General features: G+C 56.3%; 19 protein-coding genes and 1 pseudogene. 7 read left to right on the plus strand and 13 right to left on the minus strand.

Translation table 11 applies throughout. The features are described 5' to 3' along the window. The first annotated feature begins 29 nt into the window (after positions 1–29). Positions 30–386 (plus strand): hypothetical protein, encoded by a 357-nt coding sequence (locus ACM1ZW_RS24210; RefSeq protein WP_017338704.1) that lies wholly within the window; start codon positions 30–32, stop codon positions 384–386. Between the two features lie 51 nt (positions 387–437). Beyond that, entirely contained in the window at positions 438–1,589 is a 1,152-nt protein-coding gene (locus ACM1ZW_RS24215) for a PQQ-dependent sugar dehydrogenase (RefSeq protein WP_416739515.1), read from the plus strand. Between the two features lie 113 nt (positions 1,590–1,702). Here ACM1ZW_RS24215 and rimI read toward each other — a convergent pair whose 3' ends face one another. Further along, positions 1,703–2,800 carry a ribosomal protein S18-alanine N-acetyltransferase gene (gene rimI, locus ACM1ZW_RS24220; protein WP_416739516.1) on the minus strand — a complete coding sequence of 366 codons (1,098 nt, stop codon included), beginning with the start codon at positions 2,798–2,800 and terminating at the stop codon, positions 1,703–1,705. 92 nt (positions 2,801–2,892) lie between these two features. On the opposite strand from rimI, the gene ACM1ZW_RS24225 reads away from it, so the two are divergent. Then, entirely contained in the window at positions 2,893–4,467 is a 1,575-nt protein-coding gene (locus tag ACM1ZW_RS24225; protein WP_017338707.1) for a RimK family protein, read from the plus strand. 7 nt (positions 4,468–4,474) lie between these two features. Then, on the plus strand, positions 4,475–5,398 hold the full coding sequence (locus tag ACM1ZW_RS24230; RefSeq protein ID WP_017338708.1) for a magnesium transporter CorA family protein: 924 nt from the start codon (positions 4,475–4,477) through the stop codon (positions 5,396–5,398). Between the two features lie 129 nt (positions 5,399–5,527). Here the strand turns inward: ACM1ZW_RS24230 and ACM1ZW_RS24235 are convergent, their stop codons facing one another. Next, a complete protein-coding gene (locus ACM1ZW_RS24235; RefSeq protein WP_416739517.1) occupies positions 5,528–5,863 on the minus strand; it encodes a DUF2834 domain-containing protein in 336 nt (111 codons plus the stop codon). 273 nt (positions 5,864–6,136) lie between these two features. Here ACM1ZW_RS24235 and ilvA point away from each other — a divergent pair. Beyond that, positions 6,137–7,132 (plus strand): annotated as a pseudogene (gene ilvA, locus ACM1ZW_RS24240) (threonine ammonia-lyase, biosynthetic); the annotation flags it as partial. A 74-nt stretch (positions 7,133–7,206) separates the two neighbouring features. Here ilvA and eco read toward each other — a convergent pair. Continuing rightward, on the minus strand, positions 7,207–7,689 hold the full coding sequence (gene eco / locus ACM1ZW_RS24245) for a serine protease inhibitor ecotin (protein WP_017338711.1): 483 nt from the start codon (positions 7,687–7,689) through the stop codon (positions 7,207–7,209). A gap of 309 nt (positions 7,690–7,998) precedes the next feature. Between eco and ACM1ZW_RS24250 the strand changes: the two genes are divergently transcribed. Then, complete coding sequence (locus tag ACM1ZW_RS24250; protein ID WP_017338712.1) at positions 7,999–8,268, plus strand: DUF1652 domain-containing protein; 270 nt, start codon at positions 7,999–8,001, stop codon at positions 8,266–8,268. A gap of 60 nt (positions 8,269–8,328) precedes the next feature. On the opposite strand, the gene ACM1ZW_RS24255 is transcribed toward ACM1ZW_RS24250, so the two are convergent. Next, positions 8,329–8,595: a DUF2790 domain-containing protein gene (locus ACM1ZW_RS24255; RefSeq protein ID WP_414879117.1), complete on the minus strand. Its 267-nt coding sequence runs from the start codon at positions 8,593–8,595 to the stop codon at positions 8,329–8,331. Positions 8,596–9,343: 748 nt separating this feature from the next. Between ACM1ZW_RS24255 and ACM1ZW_RS24260 the strand changes: the two genes are divergently transcribed. Further along, positions 9,344–9,640, plus strand: coding sequence for a hypothetical protein (locus ACM1ZW_RS24260; protein WP_416739518.1), 297 nt, complete (start codon positions 9,344–9,346; stop codon positions 9,638–9,640). A 47-nt stretch (positions 9,641–9,687) separates the two neighbouring features. Here the strand turns inward: ACM1ZW_RS24260 and ACM1ZW_RS24265 are convergent, their stop codons facing one another. The 9 genes from ACM1ZW_RS24265 to ACM1ZW_RS24305 form a co-directional block, all read right to left on the minus strand. Beyond that, the gene (locus ACM1ZW_RS24265; protein WP_414883959.1) at positions 9,688–10,479 is read right to left on the minus strand and encodes a PoNe immunity protein domain-containing protein; all 792 of its coding nucleotides are present in this window, start codon (positions 10,477–10,479) and stop codon (positions 9,688–9,690) included. Between the two features lie 116 nt (positions 10,480–10,595). Then, complete coding sequence (locus ACM1ZW_RS24270) at positions 10,596–11,549, minus strand: PoNe immunity protein domain-containing protein (RefSeq protein ID WP_416739519.1); 954 nt, start codon at positions 11,547–11,549, stop codon at positions 10,596–10,598. Then, positions 11,546–12,721, minus strand: coding sequence for a hypothetical protein (locus ACM1ZW_RS24275; RefSeq protein ID WP_416739520.1), 1,176 nt, complete (start codon positions 12,719–12,721; stop codon positions 11,546–11,548). Before ACM1ZW_RS24275 ends, ACM1ZW_RS24270 begins: the two co-directional genes overlap by 4 nt. A gap of 264 nt (positions 12,722–12,985) precedes the next feature. After that, the gene (locus ACM1ZW_RS24280; RefSeq protein ID WP_416739521.1) at positions 12,986–13,927 is read right to left on the minus strand and encodes a PoNe immunity protein domain-containing protein; all 942 of its coding nucleotides are present in this window, start codon (positions 13,925–13,927) and stop codon (positions 12,986–12,988) included. A gap of 203 nt (positions 13,928–14,130) precedes the next feature. Next, the gene (locus tag ACM1ZW_RS24285) at positions 14,131–14,784 is read right to left on the minus strand and encodes a DUF2931 family protein (RefSeq protein ID WP_017338719.1); all 654 of its coding nucleotides are present in this window, start codon (positions 14,782–14,784) and stop codon (positions 14,131–14,133) included. Then, positions 14,777–18,259 carry a type VI secretion system tip protein TssI/VgrG gene (tssI, locus tag ACM1ZW_RS24290; protein ID WP_416739522.1) on the minus strand — a complete coding sequence of 1,161 codons (3,483 nt, stop codon included), beginning with the start codon at positions 18,257–18,259 and terminating at the stop codon, positions 14,777–14,779. The genes ACM1ZW_RS24285 and tssI overlap by 8 nt, the downstream gene beginning before the upstream one ends. A 325-nt stretch (positions 18,260–18,584) precedes the next feature. Beyond that, entirely contained in the window at positions 18,585–19,529 is a 945-nt protein-coding gene (locus tag ACM1ZW_RS24295; RefSeq protein WP_416739523.1) for a carbohydrate kinase family protein, read from the minus strand. A gap of 13 nt (positions 19,530–19,542) precedes the next feature. Then, on the minus strand, positions 19,543–21,039 hold the full coding sequence (xylB, locus tag ACM1ZW_RS24300; RefSeq protein WP_416739524.1) for a xylulokinase: 1,497 nt from the start codon (positions 21,037–21,039) through the stop codon (positions 19,543–19,545). Positions 21,040–21,127: 88 nt separating this feature from the next. After that, positions 21,128–22,600 carry a mannitol dehydrogenase family protein gene (locus ACM1ZW_RS24305; protein ID WP_416739525.1) on the minus strand — a complete coding sequence of 491 codons (1,473 nt, stop codon included), beginning with the start codon at positions 22,598–22,600 and terminating at the stop codon, positions 21,128–21,130. Between the last annotated feature and the right edge of the window lies 1 nt (position 22,601).

Consider the following 22,601-nt stretch of genomic DNA (forward strand, 5'->3'; position numbering starts at 1 on the left):
AAAGCGCTATCCACGTAGAGAGGCTGCCCATGAACCGATTAGTGCCTGGCATCATCGCGATGGCTTTGAGTGCCGTACTGAGCAACGTGGCCCTGGCTGAGGGTCCGTCGCCTGCATTCCCTTTGCTGTTGGCCCAGAGCCCGACGGGCGCCGCCAGCAATCCTTACAACAGCCCGATCCGCCGGGCCAACCCCAACAGCATGCAAGGCACGCAACCCAGCGCTCCGGTCATTCGCGGGCCCAACACCGTGCCGGTTCCGCGGCCGCCGACTTTGGACAACGGTGGCATCGGCAACCGCTATCCCCAGGATCGCTCGGCGCCTGTCAGCCCACCGAAATTCATCCCCAATCCGCCGCACCGAGACGCAGACACCAGCAACCGTTGAGCGGCAGGACGTTAATCCTGCCAGCCATCCAGACGACAAAAGGAATCGTGCATGTTGCGAACATCCCTCCTGGCCACAGTCTGTGCCAGCGCATTGATCACCGTCGCGGCGCCTGTTTTTGCCGCGTCCGTACAGGAGCTGAAAAGCGAGCAGGGCACCCTTGAGGTGACGACGATCGTCAAGGGGCTGGACCATCCGTGGGCCTTGGCTTTTCTGCCGGACAGACAAGGGATGCTGGTCACCGAACGGCCCGGCAACCTGCGCGTGGTCAGTGCCGATGGCAAACTCTCCGGGCCGCTCAGCGGCGTACCGACCGTCTGGGCCAAGGGCCAGGGCGGTCTGCTGGATGTGGTGCTGTCGCCGGACTTCAAGCAGGACCGCACCGTTTACCTGTCCTATGCCGAAGGCGGGGGTGAGGGCGGCAAGGCCGGTACGGCGGTCGGTCGCGGGCAATTGTCGGAAGACCTGACCGCCCTGAGGAATTTCAAAGTGATCTTCCGTCAGGAGCCGAAACTTTCGGTCGGCAATCACTTCGGCTCGCGCCTGGTGTTCGACCGCGATGGCTATCTGTTCATCACCCTCGGCGAGAACAACGACCGGCCTACGGCCCAAGATCTGGACAAGCTGCAGGGCAAGGTGGTGCGGATCTACCCGGACGGCAAGGTACCCGACGACAACCCCTTTGTCGGGCAATCCGGCGTACGCCCGGAAATCTGGTCCTACGGCCAGCGCAATCCGCAAGGTGCGGCGCTCAATCCCTGGACCGGCGTGCTCTGGGAAAACGAGCACGGGCCGCGAGGGGGCGACGAGGTGAATGTCATCGAGCGCGGCAAGAACTATGGCTGGCCGCTGGCGACCCATGGCATCAACTACTCCGGCCAACCGATTCCGGAAGCCGAGGGCAAGACTGCCGAAGGCACTGTCGCGCCACGGCACGTCTGGGAAAAATCCCCTGGCCTGAGCGGTATGGCGTTTTATGACGCTGACCGCTTCAAACCCTGGCAGCACAACGTGTTTATCGGTGCACTGGTGACACAGGAGCTGATTCGCCTGCAGTTCGACGGCGACAGAGTGGTTCACGAAGAGCGCTTGATGGGCGAGCTCAACAAACGCATTCGTGATGTGCGGCAGGGGCCGGACGGGTATTTGTACGTGCTCACCGATGAGGACGACGGCGTGTTGTACAAAGTCGGATTGAAATAACACACACAACCCCTGTGGCGAGGGAGCTTGCTCCCGCTCGGCTGCGCAGCAGACGCCTGCAAAAGAAAGGGGCGCTTCGCACCCCGGCGGGAGCAAGCTCCCTCACCACAAGGTTACTCTCGGCGATACAGAATCACCGCCGCCCGAAGTTTTCCCCGCCCGAAACTGCTCATCTTCTCGAACTCCCCATGGCTGACCGGCAGATGCTGGCAGTCCATGGGCTGACGATGCTGGCTATGGTCGACATCCGGGTCATGCAGGTAGACAAACTCTTCATCACAATCGGTGACGACCACCCAGTGTGGCGATTTGGAGCGGGTCAGCCGATAACTGCTGATCAGCACCAGCGGCTGCCCGCCATCGGCCAATAATCGCGGCAGGTCCAGCGTCCCGCCGAGCACCTGTTCGACGTCAGTGGCGTCCAACTGTGCCGCGAACTCATCGTGCACCAGGCGCATGACGTCTTTTTTATGCTCATCGCGCACGCCATCGAGAAACAGCGGCCCCGCCATACTCACTTGCAAACGCACGCGAAACCCGCGCCGCGCTGCCGCCAGTGCCAGACCTTGAGGGCTGCAACCGCCGTGGCCCGAGGTCATGAACACGGTGGTCGCCTCGCGCCAGATCTGCAGTTCTTCACGGCGCTCCAGCCCGCGATCGGCGTGCAAGGCGCCCATGGCCATCAGCAGGCACGCCGGGCCGCAGGTGAAGTCGGTGGTCTGCGCATACCACGGCACCTTGATGCTGCGGGCATCGCGATGCTGAAGAATGCGTTTCTCCAGGCGCAACGCATCGGCGTGGTCCTGATAATAGTCGTGGATCAGTGCGAAACGTCGATAACCGTTGCGCTCATACAGGGCAATCGCCGAGGGGTTGTCGATGCGCACTTCCAGTCGCAAGTAAGCGCAATCATGTTCAAGGGCGCACGCCTCGATGCGCTCAAGCAATTGCTTGCCCAGCCCGTTACCGCGAGCCTGTTCAGCAATGGCAATCGAGTAGAGCCGCGCCAGTGACGTGCCTCGGTGAAACAGCACCACCGCGTAACCCAACAGTTGCCCGTCGCGTTCAGCCACCAGCAGCTGTCCGTGAGCCCGCGTGATCATCCACTGAAAACTGCGGCTGGTGAGCCGGTCCGTGGTGAAGCATTGCTGTTCGAGTGCCAGCAATGCAGGTAAGTCTTCAACTACCGCCAAGCGAAAGACAGGGTTCATATGACCGCCGTAAAAGTTGCGTAACGAAACGGGACTTTCGAAAAAGTTCGTGCTTAATAGGAAAGGTCTTGTTCTCCAACGGATCAATCACTATGTCAGCGGTACAGGGTCATTGGCGCGAAGTATCCGAGCAAACTTTGCCGGCGGCAACTTATTTAAATGACACGGTTAGAACTTCCAGCCAGTTGATTATCATTGTCGAACGCAAGGAAGACTGGGCGTCCTACTTTCCCAGCGAAGACATCGTCACGGCTCAGGAATACCTCGAACAGACCCGCGACAGCGAGCAGGGAAAACGGGTCCAGGTGATCAACCTGTGCCGCAGCTACAAGTACCTGGGGCACGGCTATTACTGCTCGCTGCTGGCCGAGGCGCGGGGGCACAAGGTCATTCCGTCGGTGCGGACCATCAGCGAACTGACCAAGAAATCCCTCTACGGCCTGGCCCTCGATGATCTGGACAAACCGCTGGAAAAAGCCCTGAGCAATCATCTTTACAGCGATACCGAAGGCTTCACGCTGACACTTTACTTTGGCCGGACCAATATCGAGCCGTTACAGGATCTGGCGCGACAGTTATTTGAAGTATTTCCGTGCCCGATATTATTGGTGGAGTTCCGTCGAACTAATGGCTGGCACATTGAAGGCGTCAAATCAGGTGCGCTGCACAAGTTGCGCGAAGATCAGGAAGATCAGTTTGCCAACTCGCTGGACAGTTTCAGTCGCAAGATCTGGCGCATGCCCCGTTCGCGACGCTTGGCCCGCTATGACCTGGCAATTTTGCACGATCCGCAGGAAGCTCTGCCGCCGTCCAACCCCAAGGCGCTGGACAATTTCGTACGCGTCGGCAAGACGTTGGGCATCGACGTGGAGCTGATCGAGCGCAAGGACTACGCGCGCATTGCCGAATACGACGGCCTGCTGATCCGCGAGACGACCAGCGTCGACAACCACACCTACCGCTTCGCCAAGAAAGCCGAGAGCGAAGGGCTGGTGGTCATGGATGATCCCGCGTCGATCCTGCGCTGCACCAACAAGGTCTACCTGACTGACCTGCTCAAAAGCCATCAGCTGGGCATGCCCGCCACCGAAATCCTCTACAAGGAGCGACCGGAAGACTTCGAACGGGTCGGTGAGCGGCTGGGGTTTCCGCTGGTGTTGAAGATTCCCGACGGTTGTTTCTCTCGCGGCGTGATCAAGGTTGAAAGCCAGCAAGCCTTGCTCGAGGCGACAGCCGAGCTGTTCGAACATTCGGTGTTGTTGCTGGCTCAGGAATTTTTCTACACCGAGTACGACTGGCGCATCGGCGTACTCAACCGCAAACCGATCTTTGCCTGCCAGTACTTCATGTCCAAGGGGCATTGGCAGATTTACAACCACAAGGCCAAGGGGCAGGACATCAACGGCGAATGCCGCACGCTGGCAGTCCATGAAGCGCCGCGCGCCGTCGTGGAGCTGGCGGTGAAAACCGCCAACCTCATCGGCGACGGCCTCTACGGCGTCGACCTCAAGCAGTCCGGCGACAAGGTGGTGGTGATCGAGGTCAACGACAACCCGAACATGGACGCCGGCATCGAAGACGCCTACTTGCAGGACGATTTGTACTCACTGGTACTGGAAGAGTTCGTCCGACGCCTGGAACTGAAACGTCGCGGTCAGGCCTGGTGACCGGCCGATGATCAAGAGCTTTCAACTGACCCACGGTGCGCTGCAGGCGGTCGAACGGCTGGACGCCGAAGTGATGCTGTTCAGCAACCCCGACGCGGCCGAGCGCGACTTGCTGCACAGCCATTTCAAGCTCGATGAACACGCGCTGGCCTCGGCGCTGGACCCGGACGAGGTGTCGCGGATCGAGTTTCACCCCGACAATTTGTTCCTGATCTGGAAGCGTCCGGAAAACTATTCCGGCGCAGGCAGCCTGGCGTTCGAAGTGTCGTCCTGCGGTTTGCTGTTTTGTGACCAGCGTTTGCTGGTGATCGCCACCGACGATTCGCCGCTGCACGGGCTCGGCACCCGGCAGAAGTTGAACACGCCACTGGATGTATTGCTCGACCTGCTGTTCAACAACATCCACCACTACCTGGGCCACCTCAAGGTGATCAAACTGGTCGCGCGGGAGTTGCAGCAAAAATTCAACGCGTCGATGCAAAACCAGCACCTGATTCAGATGTTCAACCTCAGCGAAAGCCTGATCTATTACATCAACGCGATTCACAGCAACGGCGCGGTCCTGACCCGGCTGCGCAACCACGCGGAAAAACAGCGTTTCAGCGCCGAAGCCATCGGCCTGATCGACGACCTGATCATCGAAAACAACCAGTGCTACAAGCAGGCGGAAATCTACTCCACGGTGTTCTCCGGGCTGATCGATGCTCGGGGCAACCTGATGAACAACAGCATGAACAACCTGCTGCGCAAACTGACGCTGATCAACGTGGTGTTCCTGCCGCTGAACCTGATTGCGAGCATCGGCGGCATGTCCGAGTTCAGCATGATGACGGCGGGCACGCCGTGGTGGGTGTCGTACCCGTTGTTTCTGACGGCGATGATGCTGGGGGCGGGGGTGATGGTGTTGGGGCTCCGGCGGTTGGCGAAATGAACTTGGCGTCAGGGATGCCGCCTTCGCCGGCAAGCCGGTCTCCCACAGTCGTCGGGGTGATAAACACAGATCCCCTGTGGGAGCGAGCCTGCTCGCGATAGCTATGTCATTAACCCCACGAATCCCGAATCAGGCCACTTGTTCGGCGTCGACAGACTTTTTTCTGTCCTGCAACCCACGAACCACGAGATATAACAACGGCCCAACCGACACAAAAACCGCAGTAAGCAAAAGATAGGGAATGACGGACAATGCCGACCGCCCGCGTTTACGCGCATCCGTGTACATCCACACCCCGGCCAGCGTCGCCAGCAGGTACAGATCAATCACCACCTGCGCCGTATCAGGCCGCGACATCAGGCTGATGCCAAACTCGATCAACGACTGTTCGGCCTGGAGCATCACCGAAACGGTGTAGCCGGCGAAAGCGAGCAGGGCAATCAGGGGCAGGGCGACAGCCTTCATGGTTTCCTTCCTTGGACAATGAGCAGAATCACGAGCCTACAGAAGCCGCAGGAAATTGACCATTGACTTGCCCTCGGCGCCCGGCTAATTTCCAGACATGACTTCCACCGTATTGCGCTGCCAGCCAAGCATTATTACCGCCATTCCTCATTTGGCGGGCTAGCTCACGACTGCAGCACCCAACCCGCCCTAGAGGCGGGTTTTTACTTTCTGTCTCCAGGGTTTTAAACCAACACACGGCGTAGGAGCTGCCGTGTACAACAGGAGACGACCATGGATAGCACACCCGCCCAGCAAACCCTGCTGGAGCACTACGTCAAAAAGATCCTTGCTGCGCCCGTGTACGAACTGGCGGTGCGCACGCCATTGCAAGCGGCGCCGGCATTGTCGGAAGCCTTGGGCAACCAGATCCTGTTGAAACGCGAGGATCTGCAGCCAACCTTTTCCTTCAAGATCCGTGGCGCCTACAACAAACTGGTGCAACTGAGCGACGCGCAAAAGGCCCATGGCGTGATCACCGCGTCTGCCGGCAATCATGCACAAGGCGTGGCGCTGGCAGCGCGTGAGTTAGGGATTGCCGCGACCATCGTCATGCCCGCCACAACGCCGGAATTGAAGGTGGTCGGGGTCCGCAGCCGGGGCGCCGATGCCGTGCTGCACGGGGAGAGTTTTCCGTTTGCCTTGGCTTACGCCTTGAACCTGGCAGAGCAGACGGGCCGCACCTTCGTCTCGCCCTTCGACGACCCGGACGTGATCGCCGGGCAGGGCACCGTCGCCATGGAAATCCTGCGCCAGCACCAAGGGCCGCTTGACGCGATCTTCGTGCCGGTGGGCGGTGGCGGTCTGATCGCGGGCATCGCCGCGTACGTCAAATACCTGCGCCCTGAAGTCCGCATCATCGGCGTCGAGTCGGAACATTCCGCGTGTCTGTTGGCCGCCCTACAGGCCGGCGAGCGTATCGTCCTGCCGAACGTAGGCACATTCGCCGATGGCGTCGCCGTGGCGCAGATCGGCGCTCATGGTTTCGAAGTCTGCCGGTTTTGCGTCGACGAGGTGCTGACCGTCAGCAACGACGAACTCTGTACCGCGATCAAGAACATCTACGACGATACCCGCTCGATCACCGAACCTTCCGGCGCGTTGGCCGTGGCGGGCATTAAAAAGTACGTGGCGCAGACGGGCGTGCGTGGTCAAACGTTCGTGGCCATTGATTCCGGCGCCAACATCAACTTCGACAGCTTGCGCCATGTCGCCGAACGCGCCGCATTGAGCGGCGCCCCGGCGTGAGCGGGCGCAGGAGGCCAAGCAATTACCCAATCTCCCACAGGTTTCACATTTGATGGTTATTCCTGAACAGCCTTTTCGACCTTGCTGGACGCCGACCAGACCCGATAACGAACCTCAACGTCCTTGGGCACATAAAGCACGATCGGCAGCTTACTGTTGTAGCGCAACATGAAGCCGTCGCCGACCACCGGGACGAAGTCCTGTTTGCTTTTGCCATCGGGACAGGCCATCAGCGTACTCATCGGGCCGATCACTTTTTCCAGGCGGTAGAACGGGTAGCCCCATCCCTCGAGGTTTTTCTCATCGAGCATGCCGCCCAGGCGCTGACGATTGCAGTCCACGGTCAAGGTCTTGCCGGCAAGAATCTCGACCTGGTAGTTGCCTTCCTGCTCCTGTGGCGCCAGGTGAATGACTTGCCGTGTAAAGCCGCTTTCGGGCTTGGGGAAGGGGGCAACGTCTTCAAGTTTCGCCGCGTGAGCGACGGTCGATAGTCCGGCAACTATCAGCCCAACGGTAGTGATGCAGGTCAATGAACCCATGATGCCTCCTTGCGTGTGAGTAGGGTCAGCGGATACTGAATAAAACGGCCGCATTTTTACTGTCGTGCGTCGTCAATGCAAACCGGTCCTCGCCAAAATTGCAATTTGCATCGCCCGAAACCGGCTTTCTTGCATATTGCATGAGGCTGTTTGCAGGCGAGTTGGCTAAACCATTGATTTGCCGATGAGCTGCAGGGCGAAATATCAGGCATGTTTTATGCTGTAGCTGTTCCTTAAAGCTGACCGGTTTTTTTACAGAGTCAGTGTTCGCTGTTTGATGGGCTGTCTCACACTCAGGAGAGGGTCGCCATGTTTCTTTCTGCCTTGGAACTCCGCAACATCGTAGAAAGCAGTTTTCTGCCGAAACGTTGTCAATGCACGCTCTCGCCGGACCTGAAAATGACCGTCAAGGTGTATTCGGACGGTGAAACCGATCAATTGGAACTACTGAAAACAGGCATCGATGCCAATTCGCTCAATGGATGTCGGGAAATAAAAGACCTGATCAATGAATTGCGCTCCGACATGGAGCATCAGGCCAACACCCAGACGCTGCACCCCGACAGGCAAGCGCTTTAACTCGCCGTCGTCACATTCCGGGTCTGGCAATAACGCCAGACCCGCGCTCGTTGTTTCCGATCAATTCTGATAACTGCACGCATCGGACAGTTTGCGATACGTGATCTCTGCGGGTTTGCCTGCCGCATCGATGTACTTCATGTCCGCCGTGATGACTTTGCATTCCAAGGTAGAAGGTTCGGTCAGCGCAACCACCTTGGTGACGTGCAGCGGCATGCCGTATTCATAGGGCACCGCTTGCGAAGAAGCGGTGGTGTTGGCCTGGGCCAGCCCGGCAAACCCGGTGCAGGCGAGGGCGGCGGTAACCAGCAAAGTGCGCATGTTCATGAGCGATCTCCAGTGCAGACGGAAAGTCAGCTCGACGTAACGGGCGTCGAGCCTGCCGCACTGGGCGTCAGAAGAACCTGAGGGCGTGCGGTCCAGTAAAGTTTTGGACCGCAGCGTTAAGCGATGGTTAACCGGGCTGAAGGCCGTCTGTCGTGTGTAATGCTTTCACTTAAGAAAATTTTCAGGCAGACAAGAAACAGAAAATCTTCAGGCAGGCAAGAAACCTGTGGCGAGGGGATTCAGCGAAACGTCGCACCGCCCCGTTGGGTCGCGAAGCGGCCCCAGCATTCCGGCCAAAAGGTTTGGCGACTGCTTCGCAGCCGAACGGGGATGAATCCCCTCGCCACAAATGTGGGTACCCGCGCTTAAGTGAACAAAATTACCTGTCTTGTGGGGATATCCTGTCAGGCGATTCGTTGGGGTAAGAATCCTTGTTAGCTTCGGCTTCGTCCTACAAGGATGGATGCTTTGTCGACTTTCGGCTGATGGGGCGTTGCGATTACTGTTTGGGCTCGCTGCAAAATCAGCGAACAGGTTTGGTCACCTGATTAAACAGTGCACATAACTGTGACATCATTCGCTTTGCGAGCATCTCTGTTCGCATAGCGCAATGTTGTGGCGGCTGTGTGCAGGACGCCTTCGGGCGAGCTGAGTTACTGTTCTCAGTTGACCAAACCTGTACACGGTCCGCCTCCCATCGTTTGGTCACGATGCTGGCGGTTACTTCAAAACAGATGAGTAACTAGCTATGACAACGATAAATCCTTTCCCCGAACGTTACCGCTCCATCAAAAGCAGTGTCACTGACTCATCCCCCCTGGTCATCGACACAGAAGCCAACCCCCAAGACATCCTCGAAGCCGCCCTCCAGCGCATCCGCGCCTCCAGTGATTTACTGGAAACGCTCCATATCCAGTGTTTCAAAGACGGTGACGTGCAAGACATTCCGCACATCACCCACGCGCTTTATCTGCTGACGCAGGACGGTTGCGATTTACTGAAGGTTGCGCAGCAACGAATGCTGAGCTGGAAGGCGCCTGCCTGACGTCGCACCTGCAAAATGAGCCTGCCTCCTGTGGGCAGGCTTTGAATCTAGATGTCCGACAGCGGCGTAGTCGAAGCAGTGAAGCTCCTGGCGTACTCAACCAGATCCTTGGGATAAACCATGTGATCAATTTTGCTGTCGTCTATGCCGTATAAAAAGGCAATGGCACCGGCCTCGATAGCCCAATATCCAACGTAGTTGCCGTCCTCTCCTTGGAGATGGGTGTCGTGCCAAGGTGCTTGCTCGAAGGCTGAGTACCACTGTTCGCAATACTGCTGAAGCAGATTTGATGCCTTTTCTTTATCTTCGATGTAGATCGCCTGAACGAGAGGCGAATATACATCGTGATACCACTGGTCTACATCGTGTCTGTTAGGCAGTATTTTGCAAAGTAAATCTTCATATAACGTGTCGTCGCCCACATAGCCTGCATTGTCGATTAACCTTACGAATCGCTTAAGCAGATCAGCGCGATGTAATAGGGCGCAAAAGCCAATGACTTGTACGCACTCTTCATATTCGTGTGGCCAATCGTCTATGGAGAGTGGCGATATGTCAGGAGATTGTTCAGACTTTGCTAGTTTTGCCTGTCTGATTTCATACTTATCAACTAGGTCCTCAAGCAGAAAGGCTAGAGATGGTATTTCTTCTCCTGCGGTGTATGCCGCCAAAAGCTTGCGAAGAGCTAATCGTTGAAAAAATCTTGAGCGAAGTGTGGCCTCTCCCTCGGGGGAGTCGGATTTAAAAGTTTTAGTCGTGAAAAACTCAGTCGCCTCGTCATGTTCTTTTAAAAAGATTTCGTAACGGTTTTCACTAAAATATCGTTGTCTGGTTTTCATCGTTTCAAGCGTTGATCCATATAAATTGTGTTTCTCTCCTGCCGCAGCGGAGACCATCTGCGCGATGGGCGGCTTTCCGCCCATCTGTCTTAGCTCTACACAAGCGATCGCGAAAATTATTCTTCAGCCGACCAATACCAAATAGTGTCGCCCCAATGGGAGTCACTGAACCCCGGCATTACCTCGCCTTGATTGAAGTAACGGCGAGAATCAGATTTTGCTGGAGTAAACCAATAGCCTGTTTTACTGCACGGTTTTCCCGCTTCGATACGACCAATTTGCGTTGTAGCGGACTGTGAGTTAACCCGGGCATACTCCACCAGATCCTTCGGGTATACCAAATGATCCAACTTGCTGTCATCAATGCCGTACAAAAAAGCAGCTGCTGCGGCCTCAAAGGCCCAATAGCCGACGTAACTTCCATCGTCGTCTTCAATATCTAAATGACTGTCGTGCCAGCTGGTTTGCAGTTTTGCAAAGGCGGGATACCACTGCTTGCAATATTGCTTTAGTAAGTCGCTGGCCTCTTCTGGGTCGGTTGCGTAGATCGCTCTGATAAGCAGTGTGTAGTGATCGTGATACCACTCGTCTAAATCTGCGCGTCCAGGCAGATGCTTGCGCAGCAGGTCTTCGTAAAGGGTATCTTCCTTGGCATACCCTGCACGGTCTAACAATGCGACAAAGCGAGTCAACAGGTCCGTACGATGCAACAGAATGCAAAGGCTTATTACTTGAACGCACTCTTCATACTGTCCAGGCCAGTCGTCGATGGCCAATGGTGAAATATCCGGTTCACCTTCCTCGTCAGCAAGTGCTTGCTGATAAATTTCGTAGTGTTTTATAAGTTTTTCTAGTCGAGGTATAAGGCTCTCAATGGGTTCTCCAGCGGTATAACTGATCTGTAAAGCGTTAAAGGCTGCATCTTTGAAGTATCCAGTACGTAAGGATTTCTCTTGGGCTGGAGAGTCTGCCTGCATTGTTTTACCAATCCAACGCAACTCAGTCGTATCGTAAAGATTTATAGATTTTTGATAGTAAGAATCAAAAATAAATTTTTGTCGTCTGTTCATGCTGTTCGTTTGGCCTCTTCCTTAAGAATATCCAATTCACCAAGTTTCTTTCTGAGCGAAGCCAGCCGCTTGTTGACGGCCACACGTACTTCCTCTTCGTCGTAGTGAAAGCCGATATGTTCACGGTGTGTTGCTTCTGCTGCACTTGCTAATTGTGCTTGCGCATGTGCTTTCGGACTGAAACTAGAATGATAAAGTGGTGTGAAAAAAAGATGTCGATTGTACGACATCATAATTTCTTCTTTTAAAACAATATCCTTAATTGCAAGCGGCAATTTGTCATTGATCCACACACGACTCATCTGCACAAAATACTTTTTCTTTTTGCCGCTTTTTTTAGCGCCATTCGCGGCTGGTTCTGGTTTAGGGTGGGGCTGGGTAGATTTGCCACCCGCTTTTCCTCCCATTTTGCCCCCTGCCTTCTTTTTTGCTGGTTCTGTCTTGGTGCCTTCTGCATCAATGATAGGTTCGAGTAACTCGGAAGGGTCAACTACACCTGAAAGGCCCAGTTTTGATGCGATTTTTTGTTTGGTACCTTCAATCTGCAAAAATTTTGGAGCATCTTCTCGCTTGCTAGCCTTGGCTTCGACGATGGCAAACTTCTTGTTACCGTTAGTCGCTGGGTCTGCTCGCCAAATTGAATCAATACCGGTGCCGTTAGCACCATCGGTCAGTTTGTAAAGGACATGTCTTGCTTTCGGAAGACCACCTTTTGACAGTTTGCCAAAAGTGTTGCTGTTTGGATTTCCACTCAACCATTTGCCGTCCGCACCTTTATCGTGCCCATCCCATTGTTTTCCCCAACCAAAGGTCTCTGCACAAATATAGTCTGCTATATGCTCACCACATACTCCCAGCCCTTCGTTAAGAATGTCAGCGGTCTGTATGCCTAGTTTGGAATTTGCGGGCTTGTTCGAGTGTCCTGCGCTTGGATCATCTTTACCATGTGTTGCAACTGTCGCATCTTTACTTGCGGGCTTATCTGCTTTCTTAGGGTGGGTGGAACCGGAAGATGCCGCAGAACTATTACGCTGCATCCCTTTCCATTTAACCAACCGCTTCTCAACAATCCCCACCATGGCCGGCATGTTGTCGCGGGAGGCGGCGAGGACAGTGACGACGGATGTTTTCGCCCAGTTAGGAAGGCTCTGGAATGTAGAGGAGCCTTTCACGCCGGTAATGATCTCGTCGAGTTCAGCACGCAGTTTTCCTGCATCGAATATCTGTTTCTCCAGCCAATCGGGACTGGGTAAGTGCGGGGGTTATGGTGAAATGAAGTTCCATGAGTTGAGTTCGACGTCCGTTTCTGAAAAAGGCACTGGCTTAAATATTTGTGATTTTATGGATGACCGTTTCCGACGGGCCATAGTCGCAATCTGCCGCAACGCTTCTTCGCTCAGGGTCACGAATGAACACTGAGCGGAGTTATACAGGGTCTATTCTTCGCTCGACCAATACCAAAGTGTATCTCCCCACTTCGAGTCACTGATGCTCGGCATAGTTTCACCTTGCTGGAAGTGGCGTCTTGAGTTTGCTTGAGCCGGTGTGAACCAATAGCCCGTTTTACTGCAGGGGTCACCGGCAACAACTCGATTAGTCTGTGAGCCCAATGCACCCTTATAGTTTCTAGCATATTCGACCAAAGCTTTCGGATAAACCATATGGTCTATTTTGCTGTCGTCTATGCCGTACAGAAATGCAATAGCTCCCGCCTCTATTGCCCAGTATCCGACGTAATTTCCATTTTCTCCTTGTAGATGCAAGTCGTGCCATGGTGCTTGTTTAAATGCGGGATACCATTGGCTGCAATATTTTTTAAGAAACTTGGCTGCCTCCTCTTTGCTGTCTGCATAGATTGCCTGAACTAAAGGCGAGTAGAGATCGTGAAACCACTGATCAACATCGTGCCTGTTGGGCAGCAACTTGGTAAGTAGATCTTCATATAGGGTGTCATCACCAGCATATCCCGCGTTGTCTATTAACGTTACAAAGCGTTTAAGTAGGTCGGTGCGGTGTAGTAATATACAAAAACCTATGACCTGCACGCATTCTTCATATTGGTAAGGCCAGTCGTCAATTGCTAGTGGGGATATATCAGGAAGGTTTTCGTGCTCCTGTAACTTGGTCTGTCTTATTTCGTATTTTTCAATAAGATCGTCAAGCAGAGGTATTAAATAAACTATTTCTTCCCCTGCCGTGTAAGCAGCAAAAAGTCTGTCCAGTGCAAGCCTTTGCAAATGCCTTGAACGAAGTGCTGCTTCTTCCTCGGGAGAGTCGGATTCAAAAGTGTTTGTCTTCAAAAATTCGAGTACTTCGTCATGCTCTTTTTGGAAGTTTTTGTAGTGGGTTTCACTAAAAAATTTTTGTCGTTTTTTCATTTTCGGTCACGCGTCAATTTTCAGAGAACCTAATACGCCGTATTTTTTGGCTAAGGATTTTTTCCGCTTTTTTCGGGTGGCTTGATCCGGAGGAGGCTGCAGAACTATTACGCTGCATCCCTTTCCATTTAACCAACCGCTTCTCAACAATTCGGACGAGGTTCCCCCTTCGCATACAGGGTACTTAAAGGGCCAGCTCTGACCTACTTCCAAGAGTCGTACGGCACACCAAACTTCTCGACATAGGCTTTGGAAGCCGCTGAAAGGGGCCGGTGGTGACCACCAGACTTACCTTCATATGGGCCACGCGGATCAATCACGGCTTTTACCGTAGTTACCTCAATCGGTGTCATGCAAGGGCCGCCTACCCAGACTCTGGCGATACCTCCGGGGACCAGCCTTATGCCGATTGAATCACGATAACCTGTGATCCATTTCCCATCGGCCGCGCAGAACACTTTCTCCCCCTTGCGCATGATCTCTCGAGTGGCTTCGGGGATTTTTATCACCATCAGGTAGGTTTGCGGTTCGACCAGCGATTGCCAGCGGACATAGATCTGTTGGGGCAAGTCCGCCCCTGTCACACGTTTTCCGCCTCCGGCAGGCCCTCTTTTCGGCCAACCACGTGGATTGCCGGCGTTGTTGGGAGGTGCTTGCATTGACGCGATGCCACTCGCCGCACGTTGAAACACATGGTCCTGAATGTCGACGACATCGGCTGTTTCGATCCAGACCTCCATGTAATCAGGAGCCGAGAACCCCAGAGTCCATGCTTTGTAAGGCATTGAGCTACTGCTAGCAAATGTGCAGCCACTGAGCAGAAAAACGACAAGAGCGATACGGATAGAATTACTCATTAGGATGCACCGTGCGCACAGAGTTTTCGTCTGGTCGATTAATGAAGACGATATTCAGATCGCTATTATTTCGACTTTTAGCGGCGTTCCAGTTATCGGAGATATGAACGTAGCGTTGGAACAGCAGTTCCTCCTCCTGCGGAGTCAGCCCTGTTGTTTTGCTTTTCCCCTGAGCGTAGTCCATCATTTTTTTGGAGATGGGAACAAGTTCCGCAGGCAGCGCTAGTCGCGGTTCGCCTTCGTCAATCTCGCCAAACGGTACTCCGTTTTCCACAGCCAGTTCGCGCATGATCCGAAAGTAAATCAAGGACAAATCACTGCGGACTTCGCGTTGGCTGCTGACTGCGGCATAAACGTGTTTCATGTTTTTGCGATTGTCTTTGTCGGTGCTACGAAACGGCACCTCCCAAGTCCGGATCTCCAACGAAAGATTATATTGGGCCAGTTGATCTTGAAGCCGACTCAAGTCTTGCTGGGCACGTTTGTAACTGTTGGCTTCAGCGAAAGACGTCCTTTCTTCGACCGCGCTTTGACGCGGTTTACTGAGCAGGATGCGCTCCATCGCTTTGGGTAAATAGCCGCCACCCAGGTCCGAATGCACACCAGGCAGGACAATATCGGCCGACCCAAGACTGTTGAGGGCAAAGTTATAACGCCGTTCATTTCGAGCGACCAATTGAACGACTTTCTTAGCCGCATCTGGCGCCAGATGGATATTGATCCCTGGGTTATAAGCGTTATTACCAGTCCAGTCCCCCACCAGCGGATTGGCAATAGCCGCAACCGTGTCGTAAACGCCAATGAAATTTATGGACACATCAGAATGCGGCGTCCAGGAAAAGCTGTCCGACAATATCGGAGTACCCATCGGCAACACTTTTGCGAGGATACTTTGGTTCCCCTTTAATACCTCATTGGCAAAATCCCTTGCCGCTGCGGAGCCACGGCTGAAGCCGAAAATATCGAATTCGATTTTCGCCACGCGCTTATCGGGATTGTTGTCCTGAAATGTTTGGATAGCCTTGAGAATAAGCGGCGGTGTTTCTTCCACTCGCGCCCGGACGCCCTGCACACCTATACCTGTGCCTTGCGAAAAAGTGGAATCTTCTGCGGTACTGCTGGTACCGATGCCATCCACATAAACTCGCAGGCTGGCCGTCTTGGCATCGATTGGCCTCGCTATGTTCGAGTGGTCTTCATAAAGTTCATAGAGCCGGGCCACGTTGCTGACATCATTGCCATAGCTGTTGTCCGGTGAACTCCCCTTGCCGTCATAACCGTGAGCCGCACAGAACTGACGAATATCTTCAGCTGCTTCCTCCAGGTTCACGTCCGGCGCAAAGCAGCCAAACACACGCTCGCTGTTGTTGCGGTTGTTGCCCGTCCCATCGAAGAACATCCCAACCCGTAAGGTGATGTCTTCCAGCTCGACCTCTTCTTCCTCTTCCTCAAGCTCCTCTTCCACCGCAGGTGGCGCCGAATCAGGGGCGGCGTTAAATTTTCCAACCGGTGGGCTGCTCAATAGTTGCCCCGCAATGGCGGCTGCAGCTGCACCTGGGATAATCGGAGTGAGGATTGCGATCCCGGTCCCCGCACCCGGCGCACCCCCCGAGTTGGCTTTCACCTCAGCCCCGCTGATGGTCACGCCACCCGCATCGACCTTGACGAAACTCCCGCCAGCCTTGGCCGTCAGTTCCATCCCGCCTTCAACCACGACCTTGTTGCCGGCGTTATAGTGAATCTCCTGCCCAGCTTCTACGAACTGCGCCGTCCCCACCTTCACATGCTGGGTTACACCAACAGTGAGGTGATCATCCGCCCGCGCTTCGGTCTTGCGATCCAGATGCGTGATCCGGTGCTCTTCAACCTTGAACTCGCTGAAAACCTTGGCCTCAACCGTGTCATGTCGCTCGTTGCCGATGCGGATTTTCTGGTCGTGCTCGATGTTTTCATCCCAGTCGCGCTGGGCGTGCAGGTAGATCTGTTCCGCGCCTTTTTTGTCTTCGATGCGAAATTCGTTGTAGCCCTTGCCGCCCGGGGAGCTGAGGGTCTTGAAGGTGCTGCGGGTTTTGTTCGCCGGCAGGTCGTAGGGGACGACGTTTTCCTTGTGGTACAGGCAGCCGGTGATCAGCGGTTGGTCGGGGTCGCCCTCGAGGAAGGTGACGAGCACTTCCATGCCTACGCGGGGGATGGCAATGCCGCCGTAGGCGCTGCCGGCCCAGCCGGTGGCGACGCGCAGCCAGCAGCTGGTCTTGTCGTTGGCCTGGCCGTCGCGGTCCCAGTGGAATTGCACTTTGACGCGGCCGTACTCGTCGCAGTGAATCTCTTCGCCGGGCGGGCCGGTAACGATGGCGGTCTGGCTGCCGAGGACTTGCGGTTTCGGGTGTTCGAGGGCAGGGCGGTAGTGCGCGTCCCACGGCGTGGCGAGGAAGCGGTTGCGGTAGCCCTGATGGAAATCGTCTTTGTTCTGGGTGACGTCGCTGGTGACGTTTTCGCCCAGCACTTGCGGTTGTTTGCCTTCGTGGACCACTTCCAGCAGCAGCCAGAGGTCGTTCCATTCGGCGCGCGGGTGTTCGCTCAGGGCCATGAAGTGGCCGCTGACCAGTGTCGGTTGATCGCCTTTGCCTTCCGCGAGTTTGTAGTCGCTACGGTGGCGCTCAAGGGCGCGGGTTGCCAATTGCTTGCCGCGGGCACGGTCGGTGAAACGGCCGGGGTAGTCGTAGTCTTCCAGGTCCGGGGAGAATGCCCTGGAAGCTGCGCCTTCCGGGAGGATGCGGGGTTTTTCGAAATCGTAATCGCGACGACTGACGCGGGTGGTGCGGGTTTCCAGGCGCAGGTTGAAGCGCTTGATCACCGGTTTCTCGGCGGCCATGCCCGAGTCTTGCTGATAGGCCACGGGCGCCAGTTTGCGGAACACCGTCTGGTCGTCGCCGAATACCAGTTTGTGGCCGCTGCTGCTGTGCTGGAAATGGAAGTGGATGCCTTCTTCTTCGCACAGGCGCTGGATGAAATGCAGGTCGGATTCGTCGTACTGCACGCAGTAGACGCGCTCCGGGTAGATCGCGCCGAGCTGGAAGCTGTAGGCGTCGGCGAGGATGCCACGGGCTTCGAGCACCTGGGCGATGATCTTCGGCACCGTCAAGTGCTGGAAGATCTGCTGGTCATGGTTATGCCGCAGGTACGCCAGTTGCGGCACCAGGCTGATGCTGTAGCGGGTCAGGCTTTTGCCGGAGTCGCCTTGCTCGATGCGATAGACCAGCCCGTGAATGATGCCTTTGCCGGTGGCGCCGAACGTCAGGCAGCCGCGCTTGTGCAGCAACTCTTCGAGCTTCAGGTCGGGGCGTGCGCTGACCAGTTCGATGTCAAAACAGAAGGGCTGATTGAGGGCTTCGCGACCGACGAAACTGAGTACCTGAAGGTCAACGGAAACGCCTTCCAGCGTGAGGGAAATATGGGTTGCGTTTGCGTCCAGCATGCCTTGAATTCCGTCCTTTGGATAAGCAGATGCGGATGGTGCAGGATTAAACCTGCTGGTTCAAGGCGCAAATGCCGTAGGCGGTGAGGCAGGGCTGCATCGGGGAAACCCTTAATGGCGCAGTTCAGGCCAATGGAAACGGGCGTTTTCGTTGGCCGGGCGGGCGAACGCTTCTTTGCCGGTGCACGCATTCGTTTTCAGCGCCTGACAGAAAGCCATCGCTAGCAGCTAGCTCCCACAGTAGATCTTCGGTGAACACAGATTTTGTGTTCGGCATCGATTCAATGTGGGAGCAGCTAACCTGCTAGCGATGAGGCCCTCACATTCAGCGCAAATCCAACTGCTGCCGATACGGCAAATCCGGCCCGGTCTTGCTGCACGTCAGCGCCGCTGCCTGCACCGCGAACTTCAACATCTCGTCGATCTGCTCGCGCGCAAGCGATTGCACACCTTCCACCGAATCCAGATGATGCTCGGTCAACCACGTAATCAACGCCGCCTGGAACGTATCGCCAGCCCCCACGGTGTCGGCAATCTTCACCGAACAGGCCGGCACCGACCACGAGCCATGGTGGCGGCTGAACACCGTCGCACCCTCGCCACCACGGGTCAGGAATACCAACTGACAGCGATGCTGCAACCAGCCTTCAATCACTCGCTGCGGATCCTGCTCGGGATATAACAGGCTCAAGTCCTCATCGCTGACTTTGATCAGGTCGGCCAGCACGACCAGCGTGGCCACGCGCGTACGCCAGAGATCGATGTTCGGTTCAGGATTGAGTCGCACGTTGGGATCGAGACTGATCAGACGCTTGCCACTCTCGCGCTGGACCAAGGCCAGCAACGTGTCGGCAATCGGCTGCACCACCAGCGAGAACGAGCCGATGTGCAAGCCGCGCACTTCCGCGCCCAGTTGCGGCAGATGTTCCGGTTTCAACTGTCGGTCCGCGCAGCCTTCGCCACGAAAACTGTAATGCGGCGAGCCATTGGCGCCGACCGCGACCATCGCGAGGGTGGTCGGTGCCGCGAAATCCACCAGGTAATCCGCACGCACACCTTCATCTCGCAGCACTTGCTGCAAACGCCGGCCAAGGTAGTCGGTCGATAACCCGGCAAACAGCGCCGCATCCACGCCAAGGCGGCGCAAACCGACCGCAACGTTGAACGGCGAGCCACCGGCAATCGCCTTGAAATTCACTGTTGAAGCCAGGCCGCTGGCGTCGTCTTCACTGAAGAAATCGAACAGCGCTTCGCCACACACCAGGTACATAGTTGTTCACTCTCTAAAGGGTTGCGACATGCTGTTGATAGCGTTCATAGGCCTGCTGAAAGGCTGCCACGTTTGCTGCGATCGGCAAGGTTTCGCTGGCGAGGTCGAGCTTCACGCAACGCTCGCACAGGTCCGCCAGGCTGTCTTCGTGGCCGTTTACCCAGGACTTGCACCACGCGGCCTGAATCGCCGCGCCGAGGGCGGCGGCTTCGCTTTGTTCGGTGCAGATCACAGGGGTGTTCATGATGTCGGCGACGATCTGCCGCCATACCGGACTTTTCGAGCCGCCGCCGATCAGGCAGATGCGCAGGCTTTGTAAGCCATTCTGGCGCAGCAGGTCCAGCCCGTAACGCAAACCGAACGTCGTGCCTTCGACCACGGCGCGACACAGGTTGGCTTGCGTCAGGTTCGTCATGGTCAAACCGAGCAAACTGCCGGTGGCATGGGGCAGGGCGGGGACGCGTTCGCCGTTGAGAAACGGCAGCATGCACACGCCTTCGGCGCCGATCGGCGCTTGCGCAACGAGGTGGTTGAATTGCTCGATATCCAGCGCGAACAAATCTCGAATCATCCCGGTGGCGTTGGTCAGGTTCATGGTGCAGATCAGCGGCAACCAGCCACCGCTGGAGGCACAGAACGTCGCGACCGAGGCGTCCGGGCTGACTTTGGGTTGATCAGCATAGGCATACACCGTGCCTGAGGAACCGAGGCTCATGGTGATCGCGCCGGGTCGGATGTTACCGGTGCCGATGGCGCCCATCATGTTGTCGCCACCGCCGCTGGACACCAGCGCCTCGGGGTTGATGCCCAAGTGTTCGGCGATGTCCGGCAGGAGCGTGCCGACCGCTTGATGGGCGTCGATCAGCTCCGGCAGCGCGGCTTGCAAGCGCCCGCTGGGGTCGATGTCGCGCAACAGTTGCAAGTCCCACTGGCGAGTGCGCACGTTGAAATAACCGGTGCCCGAGGCGTCGCCGTACTCGCTGCAACTGCGGCCCGTGAGCCAGTGGTTGAGGTAGTCGTGGGGTAACAGGATGCGGGCGATCCGGGAAAAAACCTCCGGGTACTGTTCTTTGGTCCAAAGCAGTTTTGACACCGTGTAACCTGGTGCGATGACCACGCCGAGGCGTTCCAGCGAGCCTTTTTCGCCGCCGAGATGAGCGAGCAGGCGGTCGTTTTCCGCGGTAGTTTCTGTGTCGCACCAGAGTTTGGCGGGGCGTAGCACCTGGCCTTGATCGTCGAGCAGGACCAGACCGTGTTGCTGGCCGGAGACGCCAATGCCGAGGATCTGCTGGCCGTCGACGTTGGCAGCAAGCAAGGCTCGGCGAGTCGCTGAAGTGAACGCTTCAAGCCATTGCGATGTGTCCTGCTCGCGGCGGCCATTGGTGCCGCTGATCAACGTATGCGCGGCGGCGCCCTGGCCGAGGACCCGACCGCTGACCGCATCGAGGACGATGGCCTTGGTGCCTTGGGTGCCGCAGTCGATGCCGAGGAATAATTGTTGGTTTGCCATGGGCGGTCCTTGCTGTGTCAGTTCGATATCAGCGTATTCAACCTGTCGGGAGGCGGTCAGGCAGCCATCGAGGGCAGTGGTTTCACCATCAAGCCAGCACCCGCTCCAGCGTCCGCGTCACACCCACCTCTCGCAAGCTATTGCAGCACCATTCAAACGCCGCCACAAACTCGGCTGAATGCGGAATCGCCGAGCCAAAAATTTCCTCCACCGCCAGTAACCGCTGGGTAATCAACGCATCATCCGCCACCAGCGCCTGGCAAAACGCGGCGCGCGGATCGGGAATCGAGTAGGTATCACCATTCTCATCCACCCCCTTCAAATACAACGCCCAGGCCGCCACGACCAACGCCGCACGTTTGGTCTCCCGGCCATCGGCAATCAGTCGGTTGATCGTCGGAATGGTGAACTTCGGAAACTTCGACGAACCGTCCGAACACACTCGCTCCAGCTGATCGGCAATCGCCTGATTGGAGAAACGCTCGACCAGTGTGTTCTTGTACTCGGTCAGGTCGATCCCGGGAACGGACGACAGCTGCGGTGTCACGTCCAGGTCCATGTAGGCGCGCATGTAGCGCACAAACAGGGGGTCGTTCATGGTCTCGTGAACAAAGCGATATCCCTTCAGGAACCCGAGATACGTCAGTGCCAGGTGACTGCCGTTGAGCAGTTTGATTTTCATCTCTTCGTACGGCGTCACATCATCGGTGAATTGCACGCCGACCTTCTCCCAGGCCGGACGCCCGTTGACGAACCTGTCTTCCAGCACCCACTGCACAAACGGCTCGCAGACCACCGGCCAGGCATCGTCGACGGCATGCTTGTCGTGCAATTGCAGCTTGTGTTCGGTGCTGGTCATTGGCGTGATGCGGTCCACCATGGCATTCGGAAAGCTCACGTGCTCGGCGATCCAGTCGCGCAAGTCCGTATCGCGTAAAGCGGCGAAGGCCAGCAGGGCTTTGCGAGTGACCGCGCCGTTGTGCGGCAGGTTATCGCAGGACATCAAGGTGAACGCCGGGATGCTGGCTGCGCGGCGTTTGGCCAACGCGGCACAGAGGAAACCGAACACCGTTTTCGGCGAGTCCGGGTGCGCCAGATCGTGCTGGATCTGCGGCAGGTGGGCCATGAATTCGCCGTTGCTGTCGTCGATGCAGTAACCGCCTTCGGTGATGGTCAGCGAGACGATACGGATCTCGGGGCTGGCGAGTTTGTCGATCAGCGCTTGCGCGCCGTCCTCGGCCAGCAGCATGTCGCGGATCGCGCCGATGACCCGGACTTCGGTGTCGTCGGTGTCACCGAGTTCAAACAGGGTGAACAGGTAATCCTGCTCCTTCAGATCATCCCGGGCGCGGCGATCTTCAGCGCGCAGGCCGACGCCGCAAATCGCCCAGTCCAGGCCTTCGCCCGTGTTCATCAAGGCGTCGGTGTAATACGCCTGATGGGCGCGGTGAAAACCGCCGACGCCGATGTGCGCGATGCCTTGGCGGGTGTCGCTCAGGGCGTAGGCGGGCAGGACCACTTCGGGTGCGAGGTGCTGCAGGTTCTGTTTATTGAGTTTCATC

This window comes from Pseudomonas sp. NFX71, from assembly GCF_048079215.1.
Classification (GTDB): Bacteria; Pseudomonadota; Gammaproteobacteria; order Pseudomonadales; family Pseudomonadaceae; genus Aquipseudomonas; species Aquipseudomonas fluorescens_B.